14 protein-coding genes and 2 tRNA genes are annotated in these 18,272 nt (G+C 53.2%); 15 read left to right on the forward strand and 1 reads right to left on the reverse strand.

Going from position 1 to position 18,272, the window contains the following annotated elements:
- Positions 1-3: 3 nt before the first annotated feature.
- The 6 genes from carB to secF all read left to right on the forward strand — a co-directional run bounded on the left by carB (position 4) and on the right by secF (position 10,585).
- Complete coding sequence (carB, locus tag CX651_RS04440; protein ID WP_100144222.1) at positions 4-3,225, forward strand: carbamoyl-phosphate synthase large subunit; 3,222 nt, start codon at positions 4-6, stop codon at positions 3,223-3,225.
- Positions 3,226-3,388: 163 nt separating this feature from the next.
- Complete coding sequence (locus CX651_RS04445; protein WP_229839764.1) at positions 3,389-6,334, forward strand: alkaline phosphatase family protein; 2,946 nt, start codon at positions 3,389-3,391, stop codon at positions 6,332-6,334.
- Positions 6,335-6,578: 244 nt separating this feature from the next.
- A complete protein-coding gene (gene greA / locus CX651_RS04450; protein WP_039033631.1) occupies positions 6,579-7,055 on the forward strand; it encodes a transcription elongation factor GreA in 477 nt (158 codons plus the stop codon).
- Positions 7,056-7,162: 107 nt separating this feature from the next.
- Positions 7,163-7,729: a hypothetical protein gene (locus CX651_RS04455; RefSeq protein ID WP_101053931.1), complete on the forward strand. Its 567-nt coding sequence runs from the start codon at positions 7,163-7,165 to the stop codon at positions 7,727-7,729.
- Positions 7,730-7,848: 119 nt separating this feature from the next.
- Positions 7,849-9,684 carry a protein translocase subunit SecD gene (gene secD / locus CX651_RS04460; RefSeq protein WP_101053934.1) on the forward strand — a complete coding sequence of 612 codons (1,836 nt, stop codon included), beginning with the start codon at positions 7,849-7,851 and terminating at the stop codon, positions 9,682-9,684.
- Positions 9,685-9,688: 4 nt separating this feature from the next.
- A complete protein-coding gene (gene secF / locus CX651_RS04465) occupies positions 9,689-10,585 on the forward strand; it encodes a protein translocase subunit SecF (RefSeq protein ID WP_373296815.1) in 897 nt (298 codons plus the stop codon).
- Between the two features lie 114 nt (positions 10,586-10,699).
- Here secF and yhbY read toward each other — a convergent pair whose 3' ends face one another.
- A complete protein-coding gene (gene yhbY / locus CX651_RS04470) occupies positions 10,700-10,999 on the reverse strand; it encodes a ribosome assembly RNA-binding protein YhbY (RefSeq protein WP_025009926.1) in 300 nt (99 codons plus the stop codon).
- 90 nt (positions 11,000-11,089) lie between these two features.
- On the opposite strand from yhbY, the gene rlmE reads away from it, so the two are divergent.
- The 9 genes from rlmE (at position 11,090) to rimP (ending at position 18,272) form a co-directional block, all read left to right on the forward strand.
- Positions 11,090-11,719 (forward strand): 23S rRNA (uridine(2552)-2'-O)-methyltransferase RlmE, encoded by a 630-nt coding sequence (gene rlmE, locus CX651_RS04475; protein ID WP_025009927.1) that lies wholly within the window; start codon positions 11,090-11,092, stop codon positions 11,717-11,719.
- A gap of 53 nt (positions 11,720-11,772) precedes the next feature.
- Positions 11,773-13,728, forward strand: coding sequence for an ATP-dependent zinc metalloprotease FtsH (ftsH, locus tag CX651_RS04480; RefSeq protein WP_165564589.1), 1,956 nt, complete (start codon positions 11,773-11,775; stop codon positions 13,726-13,728).
- Between the two features lie 113 nt (positions 13,729-13,841).
- Positions 13,842-14,678 carry a dihydropteroate synthase gene (folP, locus tag CX651_RS04485; RefSeq protein WP_101053942.1) on the forward strand — a complete coding sequence of 279 codons (837 nt, stop codon included), beginning with the start codon at positions 13,842-13,844 and terminating at the stop codon, positions 14,676-14,678.
- A 98-nt stretch (positions 14,679-14,776) separates the two neighbouring features.
- Positions 14,777-16,114, forward strand: a complete 1,338-nt coding sequence (gene glmM, locus CX651_RS04490) for a phosphoglucosamine mutase (RefSeq protein ID WP_101053944.1) — start codon at positions 14,777-14,779, stop codon at positions 16,112-16,114.
- A 182-nt stretch (positions 16,115-16,296) separates the two neighbouring features.
- A complete protein-coding gene (gene tpiA, locus CX651_RS04495; RefSeq protein WP_039033635.1) occupies positions 16,297-17,079 on the forward strand; it encodes a triose-phosphate isomerase in 783 nt (260 codons plus the stop codon).
- A 1-nt stretch (position 17,080) separates the two neighbouring features.
- Complete coding sequence (secG, locus tag CX651_RS04500; RefSeq protein ID WP_101053947.1) at positions 17,081-17,386, forward strand: preprotein translocase subunit SecG; 306 nt, start codon at positions 17,081-17,083, stop codon at positions 17,384-17,386.
- Between the two features lie 10 nt (positions 17,387-17,396).
- Positions 17,397-17,483 (forward strand) — tRNA-Leu (locus CX651_RS04505).
- 82 nt (positions 17,484-17,565) lie between these two features.
- A tRNA-Met gene (locus tag CX651_RS04510) sits at positions 17,566-17,642 on the forward strand.
- 174 nt (positions 17,643-17,816) lie between these two features.
- The gene (rimP, locus tag CX651_RS04515) at positions 17,817-18,272 is read left to right on the forward strand and encodes a ribosome maturation factor RimP (RefSeq protein ID WP_025887922.1); all 456 of its coding nucleotides are present in this window, start codon (positions 17,817-17,819) and stop codon (positions 18,270-18,272) included.

Consider the following 18,272-nt stretch of genomic DNA (forward strand, 5'->3'; position numbering starts at 1 on the left):
AAAATGCCAAAACGTACTGATATCCAAAGTATTCTTATCCTGGGTGCCGGCCCAATCGTTATCGGTCAGGCCTGTGAATTTGACTATTCGGGAGCCCAGGCCTGTAAGGCGCTGAGAGAAGAGGGTTACCGGGTTATTCTGGTGAACTCCAACCCTGCAACCATCATGACAGACCCGGAAATGGCCGATGCCACATACATCGAGCCTATCCACTGGGAAGTGGTGCGCAACATTATCGCCAAAGAACGCCCCGATGCGATTCTGCCAACCATGGGCGGCCAGACGGCGCTGAACTGTGCCCTGGAACTGGAAGCCAAAGGCGTATTGAAAGAGTTTGATGTCGAGATGATCGGTGCCACTGCCGATGCCATCGACAAGGCCGAAGACCGTGCCCGTTTCGACAAGGCGATGAAGAGTATCGGCCTCGAGTGTCCTCGTGCCGGTATTGCCCACAGCATGGAAGAAGCGCACAAGGTACTGAATGAAGTGGGCTTCCCCTGCATCATTCGGCCCTCTTTCACCATGGGCGGCAGCGGCGGCGGTATCGCTTACAACGTCGAAGAGTTTGAAGAGATCTGTACCCGGGGTCTGGACTTGTCGCCGACCAATGAGCTGCTGATTGACGAGTCGCTGATTGGCTGGAAAGAGTACGAAATGGAAGTGGTGCGCGATCGCAACGACAACTGCATCATAGTCTGCGCCATCGAAAACTTTGACCCCATGGGCGTACACACAGGTGACTCCATCACAGTTGCACCGGCCCAGACCCTGACCGACAAAGAATATCAACTGATGCGTAACGCCTCCATGGCGGTGCTTCGGGAAATCGGCGTTGAAACCGGTGGCTCCAACGTGCAGTTTGGTATTAACCCCAAAGATGGTCGCATGGTGATCATCGAGATGAACCCAAGGGTATCGCGCTCATCTGCGCTGGCTTCCAAGGCGACCGGTTTCCCGATTGCCAAGGTTGCAGCCAAGCTGGCGGTGGGCTTTACCCTGGATGAGCTGATGAACGACATTACCGGCGGCCTGACCCCGGCTTCGTTCGAGCCCTCTATCGACTATGTGGTTACCAAAATCCCTCGCTTCAACTTCGAGAAGTTTGCCGGCTCCAACGACCGCCTGACCACTCAGATGAAGTCTGTCGGTGAAGTGATGGCCATTGGCCGTACCTTCCAGGAGTCGATGCAAAAAGCTCTGCGCGGTCTGGAAACCGGGATGACAGGTTTCGACCCTATCGTGGATATCAACGAGCCGGAAGCCCTGGCCAAGATACGTTACGAGTTGCAGGATGTCGGCCCTGAGCGTCCTTGGTATATCGCCGATGCTTTCCGCGCCGGTATGTCCATGGAAGGTATTCGCCGCATCACCAACATAGACCCTTGGTTCCTGGTGCAGATTGAAGATCTGGTGCTGCAGGAAGAGAAGGTCAAGGAAAGCGGCTGGAGCGGTCTTACCCAAGAGTTCCTGCGCAAGCTGAAACGTAAAGGTTTCTCCGATGCGCGCCTGGCGTCACTGCTGGGGGTTTCTGAAAGTGAAGTGCGCAAACTGCGTCACAAGTATGAGCTCTTCCCTGTCTACAAGCGGGTAGATACCTGCGCCGCCGAGTTCGCCACGGATACCGCCTACATGTACTCCACCTACGAGGAAGAGTGTGAGGCCAATCCGTCCGATAAAGACAAGATCATGGTGATAGGTGGCGGCCCCAACCGTATCGGTCAGGGTATCGAGTTCGACTACTGCTGTGTGCATGCAGCGCTGGCGATGCGTGAAGACGGATATGAAACCATCATGGTTAACTGTAACCCTGAAACCGTTTCCACCGACTATGACACTTCTGACAGACTCTACTTTGAACCTGTTACCCTGGAAGACGTACTGGAAATTGTGCGGGTTGAGCAGCCCAAAGGGGTTATCGTGCAGTATGGTGGCCAAACACCACTGAAACTGGCCCGAGCCCTGGAAGCCGCAGGTGTACCCATCATAGGAACCAGCCCGGATGCTATCGACCGCGCCGAAGACCGTGAGCGCTTCCAACAAGCGGTTGAGCGTTTGGGGCTGAAACAGCCTGAAAACAGCACTGTGACCAACCTGGAGCAGGCGGTACTGGATGCCGAGCGTATAGGCTACCCTCTGGTGGTTCGTCCCTCCTATGTTCTGGGTGGCCGGGCGATGGAAATTGTCTACGACGAGCAGGATCTGCGCCGTTACTTCAACGAAGCCGTCAGTGTATCCAACGAGTCGCCGGTACTGCTGGATCGCTTCTTGGATGACGCCACCGAAGTAGACGTGGACGCTATCTGTGATGGTAAAGATGTGGTTATCGGCGGCATCATGGAGCATATCGAGCAGGCCGGTGTTCACTCAGGTGACTCAGGTTGTTCATTGCCTCCTTACACTCTCTCCAAGGCGATTCAGGATGAGATGCGCGAGCAGGTACGCAAGCTGGCGCTGGAGCTAGGCGTTGTCGGTCTGATGAACGTGCAGTTTGCGGTCAAGAGTGATGTGATTTACCTGATTGAGGTAAACCCGCGCGCCGCCCGTACAGTGCCTTTCGTTTCCAAGGCCACAGGTGTGCCTCTGGCCAAGATTGCCGCCCGGGTGATGGCCGGTACTTCACTGGCCGAACAGCAACATACTCAGGAAGTGATCCCGCCTTACTACTCAGTGAAGGAAGTGGTTCTGCCGTTCAACAAGTTCCCGGGTGTTGACCCTCTGCTCGGCCCTGAAATGCGTTCTACCGGTGAGGTGATGGGTGTGGGTGATACCTTCGCCGAAGCCTACGCCAAGGCGCAACTGGGCTCAGTGAAGGATGTGCCCAAGTCAGGCCGCGCCCTGTTGTCTGTTCGTCACAGCGACAAGAAGCGGGTTTCGGATCTGGCGGCCAAGCTGATTGAACTCGGCTATGAGCTGGATGCCACCCACGGCACGGCTGTGGTGCTGGGTGAAGCGGGTATCAATCCCCGTCTGGTGAACAAGGTGCATGAAGGTCGTCCACACATTCTTGACCGGATCAAGAACGGTGAATACACCTACATAGTGAATACCACAGAGGGTCGTCAGGCCATCGAGGATTCCAGACAGCTGCGCCGCGGCGCGCTGCAGCACAAGGTGAACTACACCACCACCATGAATGCGGCTTTTGCAACCTGTATGGCCCATGATGCCGACGACAGAAGCAATGTTGCCTCGGTGCAGGAACTGCACGCCAGGGTCAACAAGTAAACGCTGTCAGTCAGTAACTGAAAGTGACCAGGCCACCCATTAGGGTGGCCTGTTTTTTTGTAAACCGGATGATTTGGGTCAAACGCCTTGGCTTTGGGATCTTGGCAGCTCTTGCTAAACTCGCCCACTATCAAGGCGTTTCATTTAAGACGCTGCAATCAAGATGTTTCAGGGAAAGGAAGTGATGATACTCGAGTCTGTCTCAAAGGAGCCCAAGGGCCGGGAAAGCGTTGCGGGGCGAGTCACAGGGCTGTTTAACCGGCGGAGCAAATCACGGGCTCTTGCCTTGAGTTTTGGCTTGGCTTTGAGCCTCGGCAGCAACGGCGTGCGGGCCGATATCAACACTGTGCCTTTGGTGGCGCCTTTGTATCACGGCGGCGATCTGCTGCAAAAGCAGCTGTTTAAAGGGTTGGAGCTCAGTGTCACCACAGGGCGCGATCTGGCGATATTTTCCGTTGCCGGTATGAGTCTGGATGCCTACATTTTAACACTGCCGCTTGATGCGCCGACCAAGGCCAGGGTTATAGCCCGGCTGTCGGATCCTTTCTACAGCATCCCCCTTGGGCATTTTCTCTACCTTTTTTACGACAGATACAGCCGCGCCGAGAACCGGGATCAGTTCCGGGATTATCTGCTGAGCCAATACAGCGAGGAGCAAATCGCACCCTGGCAGCATTCGCTGTTCAGCCTGGAGGAGCAGGTCAAAGACAATACCGAACCGACCGCCGAAGCCAATGACAGACGCGAAGGCATGACGCTCAATCGCCAGTTGGTTGCCATGTTGGTGACTGTCTATGATCGCCTGTTCAACAATGATGACTGGGCCCTTGGCAAGAAACTGCCGGAACATTACCGCTATCTTGGCAACACCCCTGAAGATCTGGCGCTGATTGCCGACATTCAGCCGCTGATCATCACTGAGATTGGCAAGTATGTCGGCAGTCTGCCCGAGGGGGATATGCGCAGCGCCCTCGAGCTGATTATTGAAGATGGCAAGGCGGAAAATGCCGCCAAGGTAAACAACAAGGCGCAGGCGATAACAGTTACTCTTATCGACTTTGTCCGTCTCAATGTGCTCAAGGCCTATCGCCAATATGCATTACCGGCGCAGCGGGCCAAGGCCTTTTCTGCCTGGATGCAGGCCAGTCTCAAGGAAGACCCCAAGGGGCTGAGTGACTTTTTGGCAAGTTGGAGTCAACGCCCAAGAGCGGTGCAGATAACAGTAGATGGTTTGAGCCAGGGACTGATGCAGGCGTTGGTTGCACCCAATTCCGGCCCTTATCTCAAAGAAGTACTAGCCAGGGATGCGGCTTTGTCGCAACTCACGCCCGCGTCAGCCATGGGGCGGCCGCAGCACACTCCCAAACAGGACTTTTTGCGTCAGCTGGTGAAAAATGGCGTCACCGATCAGTACTATCTGCCGTTTTTTAAGTCACTCTATCGCCGGAGTGAAAATGGCATAACCACAGGAGGTATCTCTTCCACGCCTACCATCAGTGTGCGCAATCTGCCGATTATCAAGACAGGCGCCGCAGTGTCCGGTAAGGGGGGCACAGGGATCCCCAATTTTCACTTTGTCGATCGCACCCGTGATCGGGCCTATTACTTCTTCGGCAATGATGCCCTGCAGCTCGAAAATCTGGTGGAAAGCCGTGGCATGCGCACCATGTTCGACCGCCTGAACTATCTCAAGACCTTAAACTGTAACGCCCAATATGACTGGAACGCCCAGACCAGTTTCGATGCCCTGGTCAATTTGGGGCTGGGGGAAGTGATCCGTGATTTTGGCGAGCAGCGCTGTCTCAATGAGTTGTCGCTGCGTGCCGAAGCCGAGAAGGGCTTGCAACATAGCGTGGCGGCGGTTCGCGAGCAACTCGAGGCCTACGACAGGATGGGCGCCTGGCGGTTGTTTTCCCGCATGAGCTTACGGGCCAAGCTCAATGAACAGCTCAATGAGCTGGCCTTGCTGAGTGAGCAGGCAATGCCGGACTATCTGCTTATTTATAACCCCTGGCCGGATCACTTCGCTCATTTCAAGGGGCCGTTCAGCGACGAAATCATAGCGCCGACCGGTGAGCTTAACCGCCTCGATTACTGGCTCGGCCGTCTGGACAAGGTGTATCGGGACGCGGGTATCTATCCGCAGACGCTGTGGGGCATGGCCGGCGATCATGGTTTGGCACCTGTGTATCACACCCTTAACCCTGAACTGGTGTTGCAAGATGCGCTCAAGCAGCGCGGGGTCGAGCTCAAGATAAGCAAAATCTCCTCTGATGAAGGAGAAGGCCCCAAGATAACCAACAACCTCAATCCGCCTTCACTGCATGGGGTAGATTTGGTGATAGCCTCCACTGCCGGTGGCAACTATATGCTGGACTTCTTTAACTCGGACCGAGGTTGGCAGGTGCAACCCCTGTATCAAGAGTTGACCCGTTTTAAGGTTAAAGGAGGTAAGGCGCTGGATATGGTCAGCCTGCTTGCTGATGAGTTGCAGGAATCGCTGGATTATCTGGTGGTGCGCCAAAGCGATTGTACGCTTGATAGCTGCTCTGTGCGTTTGGTGGGATACAGAAACGGGCAGCGCCGCGATGAAATGATTAATCGTGAATCGGGCGTTATCCGTTATCAGGCGCTGGATGGTAAGGGCGCGCCAGAGTTGCTGGCACTGGCTCAGAGCAACCCTTATTTGGCGCCGCTGTCTGATGTTCAGCTGTCTGCCAAGCAACAACTGCTCGAACTGTGCCTGGGGAGTGCCAAGGGCTGCAGCGCCGAGCAGTGGCGCAGCCTGGCGGCCATGAGTCCCAGACCCGATGCCGTGGTGCAGCTGGCACATCTCTATGATGAAGACAGGGCCGGCACCATCAATCTCTTCCCCAAAGAGGGTTTTGGTTACAACACCTTAGTGCCGGGGCGTCATGCGGGGGAACATTATCTGGAAAAAGATGCTTTCATAGGTTTCTGGGGCGAGCCTAGCAAACCCGGCCAGAGATTGGGGCCGCTGGATAACGGCTCACTGGCGCCGACTTTGTATCAGTACCTTACCGGTGAGCAGGTCGAGGTAGGAGACAATGGTTGGGGCTATCCCTCTGTGCTTTCGAGTCTTAACTGAGATGAACTTATTATCGTCGGTGCCACAGAAACAGAGATTTTTGTCGCCATCACTGGCAAGCCTGCCATGGCTTAGGTAAGCTTGTAGCCAAGATGAATTGAGTTTTGGCCGGTGTGTTCCCCGGTATTCCGCTATGCATCCCTGGCGCCGCAGACAAAATGGCGCCCATTCACCCGAAAAATGAGTCTCTGTTGGCCCTTGGCTGACGGAGGCTGCTTTTGTTTGACAGGAGACGAAAGAGATTATGAACAAGGTTCCCATGACCCTGGTTGGGGCAGAACAGTTGCGTAAAGAACTGGATATACTCAAGTTTGATCGCCGTCCCAAGATCACCGAGGCAATTGCCGCGGCGCGTGAACTGGGGGATTTGAAAGAAAACGCCGAATACCATGCCGCCCGTGAAGAGCAAGGCATTTGCGAAGCCCGTATCCGCGATATCGAAGGCAAACTGTCCAACGCCCAGATCATTGATGTGACCAAGATGCCCAACAATGGCCGGATCATCTTTGGTTCTACCGTGACCATACTGAACCTGGACACAGATGCCGAAGTGACTTACCGTATTGTCGGTGACGATGAGGCCAATATCAAAGAGAACCTGATCTCGGTGAACTCCCCTATTGCCCGTGGCCTAATTGGCAAAAATCTCGGGGATGAAGTCAATATCCAAACTCCCGGTGGCCTGGCAGAGTATGAAGTGGTCGCCGTCGAATATATCTGATTGCGTTATCAAGCCGCCTCCGGGCGGCTTTTTTGTACAAGATGGACAAAGTTTAATTTGCCCGCCAGGGCTTGAAAGACTAGCATCCGCCCAAATAACCATTATCAATGGACACCTTGTTGCTGAAAATCATGCGCCTCTTTACCCTGCTGATCGCCATAGGTCTGCTGGGCAATGTGTATTCCGGGATTGCCTCTGATGCAACCTGGAAGGCGTTTGAACAGGCTTTACCCGAGCTCAGTCAGCAAGATGCTGACAAAGAGCCGTTGTCCATAGCTTCATCTACCTCAGTTGGCCAGGAGCCTCAAGCCCAAGAGTCCCGGCATCACAAGTTTGGCAAGCATGATGCTAGTGGCAGAGCTGAGGTGGAAGGCAAGGTTTCCCTGTCTCACTTATCCAAGTTGCTGCGCTCCGAGCAGGGCGACCAACTCTATTCGGCGCCCGGAGCCAGCCAGCGCTGCCTCAGCACTGCCGCTCCGCATGATGTGGCCGAGCCACCCTATGAATTGGCGTTTGAAATCGCTATGCCACCGGCGCCTTTGCTCAGCATAGGTTTTGCCGAGCAATTGCCTATTGAGCAATATTGGACCTTAAAGCACCCAGGAGCCGGTTTGCGCCTTGGAGGCTGGAAAGACGCCAACCTCCGCTATCGCTTCAGTCAGCAAGCCGCCTGACGCTCTCTACCGGGCTTTTCTGTCCGGGTTTCACTTCATCTGTTGTCAGTCACTCCTTCATTGGATGGCTGCGACTGTGATATGTGGCTTAAGCCACGAGTCGAAAAGAGAGCGTAAATATGATAACTGACTCATTATTAAAGAGTAATGCCCGCGGGCGCCAGCCTAAAAAACTGCTGAATCACTACAGCGCCTGGAAATATCTGGTACTGGTAGTCACCCTGGTGGTGATGGCGCTGAGTGCCTTGCCGACTTGGTATGGTGAAGATGCCGCGGTGCAAATATCCCCCAAGGCCGGAATCGCCTTATCTCCGACCCAGATAGTTTCTGAACTGGCCAAGGCCGATATTCTCGTCAAGCGCCTGGACAGCAAAGATCAGCAAACCCTGGTTATTCTCAATGACGAAGGCCAACAGACGCTGGCCAAGTCATTGCTGGCCACTCATGCCCAAGATCCCGCTGAACTCACTCTGGCCTTGAGTCCGGCGGCGCCCGAGTGGTTGCTCGGCATGGGGTTTGAACCCATTAAACTGGGGCTGGATCTTCGTGGCGGGGTGCAATTCTTGTTGGATGTGGATATCACCCCTGTGTATCAAACCCAGGGAAGTTCACTGGCCGACGCCCTGCGTGCCTTTGCCAGAGAGCAAGGGATCCGAGGCTTGAGTGTGCGTCAGGGCGCTGAAGAGCAACTGACAGTGGTTATGCCAGAGGCGGCTCGCGCCGAGGTGCGGCAGTTTATGGCCAAGCAATACCCACTCTGGCAGGTGAGCAGCAATAACAGTCAGCTCAAGTTGGCGCTGACTGAAGCCGAGAAAATCAACTTGCGTAACCTGACGGTGCAGCAAAACCTGCAGATCATGCGTACCCGTATCGAAGAGTTGGGGATCACCGAAGCACTGGTGCAGCGTCAGGGCGAGAGCCGCATCCGTATCGAGCTTCCCGGTGTTCAAGACCCGGCGGCCGCCAAGAGCGTGATAGGGGCAACTGCGACTCTGGCCTTCTATGAGGTCAAGGACAGCGCCACCGGCGCCATCTTGATTAAAGACAAGACCGGCAATCCTGTGCCCGTGGCGCGCAAGCCTGTGCTGACCGGTGAGCATATTGTCGATGCCCGTGCCGGCATAGGTGAAATGGGCACTGCCGAGGTCAATATTACCCTGGACAGCGAAGGCGGTCGCCGTATGACCGACTTCTCCCGAGGCCATATCGGCAAACCTATGGCCACGGCATATAGTGAGTACAGCCGCGATGCCAACGGTAAGGCGGTGCAAAGCAATGAAATTATAAGTGTCGCCACCATTCAGTCTGTGCTGCCGGAGCGTTTTCGGATAACCGGCGCCGGTAGTTATCAGGATGCGCAGCAACTGGCTCTTTTGCTGCGGGCCGGTTCTATGACTGCGCCTGTCACCATAGTTGAAGAGCGCACCATAGGCCCGACGCTGGGTGCAGAAAATATTCACAACGGCTTTGCCGCCCTGGCGCTCGGTCTGGGGATCACCCTGGTGTTTATGGCGCTTTGGTATCGCAGGCTAGGCTGGGTCGCCAACCTGGCATTGCTGGCTAACATGGTGTTGCTGTTTGGCTTGCTGGCTTTGATCCCCGGCGCGGTATTGACTCTCCCCGGGATTGCCGGTTTGGTGCTGACAGTGGGTATGGCGGTGGATACCAATGTGCTGATTTTCGAGCGGATCCGCGACAAGCTTCGTGAAGGGCGAGCATTGGCTCACGCCATTGACAAGGGCTTTGACAGCGCCTTCTCCACCATTTTCGATGCCAACTTCACCACTATGATCACAGCCGTAGTGCTCTACGCCATAGGTAATGGCCCTATTCAGGGGTTTGCGCTGACGCTGGGGCTGGGGTTATTGACCAGTATGTTTAGCGGGATTTTTGCCTCAAGGGCGATTATCAATCTGGTTTATGGCAAGAACTTCAGCCGCGATGTGAGGGTTTAATATTATGATTAATATGAAAAATGCAACCAAGTGGCGTTATTTCAGCAGCGCGGTTTCTGTAATTTTGATGATAGTGTCCATCAGTGTGATTGCCGTCAAGGGGCTCAACTGGGGGCTGGATTTTACCGGCGGCGTGGTCAGTGAAATCCGTATCGACAGCTCAATCAGCGCCAAGACGTTGCAACCTGTGTTGCAGCAGGCCTATGGCCAGGAAGTCAGCCTGATTGCAGCCGGTGAGGCTGGACGCTGGGTGCTGCGTTATGCCGCGCCAAGTGCCGGGCAAACCATGCCCGAACTACCGGAGGTACTGGCGGGTATGAACACTCAGGTGGAAGTGCTCAATACCAGCATAGTCGGGCCTCAGGTCGGCCAGGAGTTGGCTGAGCAGGGCGGTTTGGCTTTGCTGGTGGCTATGCTGTGTATTCTGGGGTATCTCTCTTATCGCTTTGAGTGGCGCCTGGCATCCGGCGCGGTATTTGCTCTGGTGCATGATGTTATCTTTGTGCTGGCTTTTTTCGCCGCCACTCAGATGGAGTTCAACTTGACTGTGCTGGCGGCTGTGTTGGCCATTTTGGGATATTCGCTCAACGATTCCATCATTATTGCCGACAGGATCCGCGAATTGCTGGCGGCCAAACCCAAGTTGGCGGTAAAAGACATCAATAACCAGGCGATTGCGGCCACTTTTGCCCGAACCATGGTGACATCCGGTACTACACTAATGACCATTTCAGCACTGTGGATCATGGGTGGAGGCCCCTTGGAAGGATTTTCCATCGCCATGTTTATCGGGGTGTTGACCGGTACCTTCTCATCGATATCCGTTGGTACTTCATTGCCGGAATGGCTGGGGCTGTCCAGTGAGCATTATCGGGTGACGCCTGTGACCCAAACACCTTGATTGAACTCGTCAATTAATACTGATTTAATCCGCCGGCGCCACAATGTGCGCGCCGATGGGATTATGGCAACAAAAAAGCCACCGGTTAAGGTGGCTTTTTTGTGGGGAAAGGGCTTATCTGGCCTTGGGCAGAGCGATTTTCATCTCTTCGGATTGACGGAAGAGCACCAAAACATGGCCGATTAGCTGCACCTTGGTTGCCTGGGTTTCACGGACAATGGCATCAACGATAGCGGCTTTCAGTTCTCTGTCTTCAGAGGCGACTTTAACTTTAATCAGCTCATGGTGAGAGAGCGCATTATCAATTTCAGCCAGTACCCCTTCAGTCAGGCCATTGGCACCAAGCAGCACTACCGGCTTGAGGCTGTGTGCCAGGCCCTTTAGATGCTGTTTCTGTTTGGTTGTTAAGTTCATTTCTACCAACTTTTGCTGAGTTACTGTTGAAAAGCCGCTATTCTACCCTCATATAGCCCTTGTGTAACTCTCATTTGTTGCGGATTTTGAATGTCAGGTAAGAAACGTACGGCCAGTTCCACCCGTTGGATGCAGGAACACTTTGATGATCACTATGTCAAATTGGCACAAAAACGGGGGCTGCGTTCGCGGGCCGCGTTCAAGTTAGAGGAGCTGCAACAAAAAGATCAGCTGATTAAACCCGGGATGACAGTGGTCGACCTGGGGGCGGCTCCCGGAGGTTGGTCTCAGGTGGCGGCCAAGTTGGTCGGTGAAAAAGGTAAAGTGGTTGCCTGTGATATTTTACCGATGGACCCAATCGTTGGCGTCGATTTCCTTCAGGGAGACTTCCGTGAGGAAAAAGTCCTTGAGGCCTTGCTGACCCGGGTAGGGGAAGATAAGGTTGACTTGGTGCTATCGGATATGGCGCCCAATATGAGTGGTTCAGATGGTGTGGATCAGCCCAGAGCCATGTATTTAGTGGAGTTGGCGCTGGATATGTGTCATCAGGTGTTGGCAGCCAATGGTAGTTTTGCTGTTAAAGTCTTTCAGGGGGAGGGCTTTGACGAGTATATGAAAGCAGTCAGACAAGCGTTCAAGACTGTAAAAACCCGTAAGCCGGATTCCTCCAGGCCACGTTCTCGCGAGGTCTATCTGGTAGCGACAGGGTACAAGTTGTAGTACCCTGATTGAAGTAAATCTCAAGACTTTGTGAGGTTCAGTAATTGAGTGACATGGCAAAAAATTTGATTCTCTGGGTGGTCATCGCCGTGGTGCTGATGTCCGTGTTCCAGGGTTACTCCCCCTCTTCTTCGTCAGCGCAGAAGATGGATTATTCGACTTTCCTGGACGATGTTCGTAGCGGCCAAGTCAGTAACGTGGAAGTGAAAAGCGACCAACGTACGATTGAAGGCGTCAAAAAGTCCGGTGAAAAGTTCACCACCATTATGCCCTTGTATGACCAGGATCTGATCAATGACCTGGACCGTAAAGGCATCCGCATGAAAGGGCAGGAAGCCGAAGAGTCAGGTTTCCTGACACAGATCTTTATCTCCTGGTTCCCCATGTTGCTGCTTATCGGGGTGTGGATCTTCTTTATGCGACAGATGCAGGGCGGTGGCGGTAAAGGCGCCATGTCCTTTGGCAAGAGTAAAGCCAAGCTGATGAGCGAAGATCAGATTAAGACCACCTTTGCCGATGTGGCCGGTTGTGACGAGGCCAAGGAAGAGGTGAAGGAGATGGTGGATTATCTGCGTGATCCCAGCAAGTTCCAGAAACTCGGTGGCCGTATTCCTACCGGTGTATTGATGGTTGGTCCTCCAGGTACAGGTAAAACCTTGCTTGCCAAGGCGATTGCCGGTGAAGCCAAGGTACCTTTCTTTACCATTTCAGGTTCTGATTTTGTGGAAATGTTTGTCGGTGTCGGTGCCTCTCGGGTACGTGACATGTTCGAGCAGGCCAAAAAGTCGGCGCCATGTATCATCTTTATCGATGAAATCGACGCCGTGGGTCGTCAGCGTGGTGCCGGACTCGGTGGTGGTCACGACGAGCGTGAGCAAACATTGAACCAGATGCTGGTGGAAATGGATGGCTTTGAAGGTAATGAAGGTATTATTGTTATTGCCGCAACCAACCGTCCAGACGTATTGGATGCCGCGCTGCTGCGTCCAGGCCGTTTCGACCGCCAGGTTGTTGTAGGGTTGCCGGATGTTCGCGGTCGTGAGCAAATTCTTAAAGTGCACATGCGTAAAGTGCCTTTGGGTGACGATGTCAAAGCCAGCGTTATTGCCCGTGGTACGCCTGGGTTCTCAGGTGCGGATCTTGCCAACCTGGTTAACGAGGCGGCACTGTTTGCTGCTCGCGGTAATCGCCGTGTGGTGACCATGGAAGAGTTTGAGAGTGCCAAAGATAAGATCATGATGGGCGCCGAGCGCCGCTCCATGGTGATGTCTGAGTCCGAGAAAGAGATGACGGCTTACCACGAAGCCGGCCACGCGATTGTGGGCTATCTGGTGCCTGAGCACGACCCTGTGCATAAGGTAACCATTATCCCTCGAGGCCGTGCCTTGGGTGTGACCTTCTTCCTGCCGGAAGCCGATGCCATCAGTGAGAGCCGCCAGAAGCTGGAGAGTAAGATCTCTGTGGCCTACGGTGGTCGACTGGCAGAAGAGATTATCTTTGGCACTGAAAAAGTCTCTACCGGCGCATCTCAGGATATTAAATATGCTACGGCCATTGCCCGTAACATGGTGACCCAATGGGGCTTCTCCGAGCGACTCGGTCCGCTGCTGTACGCAGAGGAAGAGGGTGAGGTATTCCTGGGCCGCTCCATGGCCAAGTCCAAGCATATGTCTGATGAGACTGCGGCCATCATAGATTCTGAAATCAAGGCTATCATCGACCGCAACTACCAGCGAGCCAAACAACTGCTGGATGAGAATATGGATGTACTGCACGCGATGAAAGATGCGCTGATGAAGTATGAGACCATAGACTCGCGCCAGATTGAAGACCTGATGGAGCGCCGTGAAGTACGCCCTCCGGTCGATTGGCATATGGATGACAACGGTTCTTCCAACGGTAATAATGGCAATAAAGCCGCCAAGCCGGAAGAAGCCGAGGTTGAAGAGCATGAGCCGAGTGAGACGACTGCTGATTTGGGTAAGCCCGGCGAGAGCCCACTGAAATAGGCCCATTTTGAGGTTAAAGAAAACCCCGCAAGGGGTTTTCTTGTTTCTGCCTGAAGGCACAATACGAAATCCAATAAAGATGTTCTCGCGCTTGACGCGTAAGGGAGTAATGAGTGTTTGAATTGAAGTCCGGTGCTCACCAACTACTACTCGATGAGCCTAAGGTGATGGGGATCCTCAACGTAACCCCGGATTCGTTTTCCGATGGCGGCCGTTTTTCTTCCTTTGAACTGGCCTGCCGACGTGCCGACCAAATGGTGGCCGATGGCGCCGTGTTTATCGATATCGGCGGCGAGTCCACCCGTCCAGGTGCTGCCGATGTCAGCGTCGAAGAGGAGCTTTCCCGGGTTGTTCCCCTGGTGGAGTATATTGCTGCCAAGCATCCCAAAACCTGGATCTCTTTAGATACCAGCAAAGCCGAAGTGATGCGCGCCGGTATCAATGCCGGCGCTCACCTTATCAATGATGTGCGGGCCTTGCAGGAGCCGGGCGCCCTGCAAGCCGCTGCTGAACTGCAGGTGCCTGTATGTCTGATGCATATGCAGGGGCAGCCCAGAACCATGCAGAATGAGCCTCACTATGAGGATCTGCTCGCCGAGGTGAACGACTTCTTTGCCAAGCGTATTGAGGCCTGTATTGAAGCGGGGATCGCCAGAGAGGCAATATTGCTGGATCCGGGTTTTGGATTTGGCAAGACGCTGGAACACAATTATCATCTGCTGGCTCATTTGCAAGAGCTGGCAAAATTTGATCTGCCTTTACTTATCGGACTGTCGCGAAAGAGTATGATAGGAAATCTGCTTGAGCGCAGCGTAGATAGTAGATTGGCAGGTAGCCTGGCTGGCGCCATGTTGGCTGCTCAGCGGGGAGCTCATATTATTCGGGTACATGATGTTGCAGAGACTTGCGATGTACTTAAGGTGATGGCTGCCAGCAAACGTTTTGGATAATAAATGTATTTGGGATAAAAGCATTTCAAGCCAATAGGTCAGCCAATATTAGGTTTACAGTATATAGAATAGCCATTTGAAGATGGTTCTCAGTAGGAGTGAACGTGAGAAAGTTTTTTGGTACGGATGGGATCCGCGGCAAGGTCGGAGCGGGCAAGATGACTCCGGAGTTGGCTCTTAAGCTTGGCTGGGCTGCCGGTAGGGTCTTGTCCCGCAGTGGCACTCGTAAAGTGATCATAGGCAAGGATACCCGGATCTCTGGTTATCTGTTTGAGTCGGCTCTGGAAGCCGGCCTGTCTGCCGCCGGGCTCAATGTGATGTTGATGGGCCCTATGCCGACGCCTGCAGTTGCCTACCTGACCCGAACATTCCGCGCCGAGGCCGGAGTGGTTATCAGTGCATCTCACAACCCCTACTACGATAACGGTATCAAGTTTTTCTCCACAGATGGCAGTAAGCTGGATGACGAGTTGGAACTTGAAATTGAAGCCGAGCTGGAAAAGCCTCTGGTTTGTGTCGAGTCACACCTGCTGGGGAAAGTCTCCCGCATTGATGATGCTGCCGGTCGTTATATCGAATATTGCAAAGGTAACTTCCCGGCGGACCAAACCCTCGCCGGACTCAAGATAGTGGTAGACTGTGCTCACGGCGCAACCTATCACATCGCCCCCAATGTGTTCCGCGAACTGGGCGCCGAGGTAGTGACCATAGGGGATAAGCCCAATGGCATCAACATCAATGATCAGGTTGGCGCGACCTCCATGGCCAAGATTTGTGAGACCGTGGTCAGCGAAGGCGCCGATCTGGGTATCGCGCTCGATGGCGACGGTGACCGTATCATGATGGTCAATCGACAGGGTGAAGTGATAGACGGCGATCAGATCCTCTATATTCTTGCCTGCGACGCGCAAAAGCGCGGCATTCTTAAAGGCGGGGTTGTCGGTACTCTGATGTCCAATCTGGGGCTCGAATTGGCGCTCAAACAGCTCAATATCCCTTTTGCCCGTTCCAAGGTCGGTGACCGCTATGTAATGGAGTTGCTGAAAGAGAAAGATTGGCGCATAGGTGGGGAGAACTCTGGCCATATCCTCAATCTGGATCATGGCACTACGGGTGATGGCATAGTGGCAGGTATTCTGGTGCTGGCGGCAATGCGTCGTCACAATGCGTCACTGGAAGAGCTGACTGAGTCGATGCAGATGTTGCCTCAGGTCCTTATTAATGTTCGCTTTGAAGGCAACTCAGATCCACTGGCGTCACAACTGGTGAAAGACGCCCAAGTTCAGGTCGAGTCGCGACTTGGCGAGCGTGGCCGGGTACTGCTGCGTAAATCCGGAACTGAGCCTTTGATCCGGGTAATGGTGGAAGGGGACGATGAAGTCCTGGTGCGCGCCCATGCCGAAACCATAGCCGCCGCAGTCAAACAAGCGGTTTAAACTGGCATTCTTCAGCTTAATCAAAGTAAAATTAACGACTTAAGTTGGAATTGTGAGCGATTTACTGAGTGTGAGCATAAAAAGTAGCCGAACACACAGTAAATCGCAAAAATTCCGTAATCAGGTATTGTAAGTTAATAAGTGGTTCGCTATTATTCACGCCGCTTTCAGAGGAGATGGTGATGGCACTCAGACGTCCAATGGTAGCAGGCAACTGGAAAATGAATGGCAGTGCACAGTTGGCACAAGAGCTGTTCAAGAAGTTTGCCAGCAAGCTACATAATGATTCTGTTGAAGTGGTTTTATGCCCACCAGCGATTTACCTGGAAAGCGTAAGGCAACTGCTCGAAGCTAACAAAGAAACCCTGAATGGTTCTCTGGTTAGAATGGGGGCTCAAAACCTGAGTCAGCACGATTTTGGTGCTTATACAGGTGAAACCTCGGGGCGGATGCTGAAAGATGCCGGTTGTCGTTATGTGATAATTGGTCACTCGGAACGCCGTCGTATGTACGGTGAAACGAGTAATATAGTGGCAGAGAAATTTGCCGCGGCTCAAAAGCACGGTCTGACTCCGATACTTTGTGTTGGTGAATCTGGCCCGGCTCGTGAAGCAAGACGTACCTTTGAGGTGCTTGCCGAGGAGCTTGATGTGGTAATCGAAAAGAACGGTACCATGGCTTTTGATAATGCGATCATCGCCTATGAGCCCCTTTGGGCTGTAGGGACAGGAAAGAGCGCAACACCAGAGCAGGCGCAAGAAGTTCACGCGTTTATACGCAATCGCCTCTCTGAAGTGTCCCCTTATATTGGGGAAAACATCAGGATCTTGTACGGCGGCAGTGTCACACCAAGTAATGCTGCAGATTTATTCGCCCAACCTGATGTAGATGGTGGACTGATAGGCGGTGCTAGCTTAAACTCTACCGAATTCTTGAGTTTATGTTCAATAGCAATGAGCGCTTAATATGAAAGAAGTACTGATGGTTATTTACTTGTTGGTGGCTTTGGGTCTGATTGGACTCATTCTTATCCAGCAAGGCAAGGGAGCTGACATGGGCGCATCTTTTGGTGCCGGTGCTTCAGGAACCCTGTTCGGTTCAGCAGGTTCAGGTAACTTTCTGACTCGGACAACGGCGATTCTCGCTATCGCGTTTTTCACTCTCAGCCTGGTTATCGGCAATATGAGTGCGCATCACGTGAAGCAGGATACCAACATTTTGGGGCCTGAGGTAGAACAGACCCAACAGTCTGAGAGCAAAATTCCAGACTAATACCGAATATGCCGAGGTGGTGAAATTGGTAGACGCGCAGCCTTGAGGTGGCTGTGACCTAACGGTCGTGCGGGTTCAAGTCCCGCTCTCGGCACCAATCTTTAACTGAGTTAATGAATGTGAAATTTTTCTCAGTTATTGCAAGTGAAAGCTGAAATCAGTAAACTTGCAGCAGTTGACGCGGGGTGGAGCAGCTTGGTAGCTCGTCGGGCTCATAACCCGAAGGTCGTCGGTTCAAATCCGGCCCCCGCAACCAGCTCCCAGTGATGAATTAAGCTAATATTTAATTCATCCTGTTTACAGGTTCTTGAACATAATGACCTCGTGATTACGGGGTTTTTTGTTATCTGGGACTTTTAAAATTGCTGCCTTTTACGGCAGCTCAATACTGGGGCTATTAATAGCCCTTTTTTGTTTTTCGGGGGTTACCTTGGCAACATTAGAATCCAGACTCACAGAAATGCTTACTCCAGCAGTGGAAGGCCTCGGCTACCAGCTCTGGGGTATTGAATTTGTTAAGGCCGGCAAGCATTCAACCTTGCGGCTCTTTATTGACAGTGAGAACGGCATTAATATTGAAGATTGTGCCAATGCCAGTCGTCAGGCGAGCGCCATTCTGGATGTCGAGGACCCAATCACTTCCGAATACACGCTGGAAGTCTCCTCTCCCGGTCTCGATAGGCCGCTGTTCACCTCTGAGCAATATGGTATGTACCTTGGAGAGGAAGCAAAGATTCAACTGACTATGCCGGTAGCGGGTAGTCGTAACTTAAAAGGTACCATCACTAAGGTGGAAGGGCAGATGCTCACTCTGACAGTGGATGGAAAAGACTTGATTATTGCCTTGGATAACATCCGTAAAGGCAACCTGATCGCTAAGTTTTGA

The sequence above is a fragment of the Shewanella chilikensis genome, assembly GCF_002836945.1.
GTDB classification, from domain to species: domain Bacteria; phylum Pseudomonadota; class Gammaproteobacteria; order Enterobacterales; family Shewanellaceae; genus Shewanella; species Shewanella chilikensis.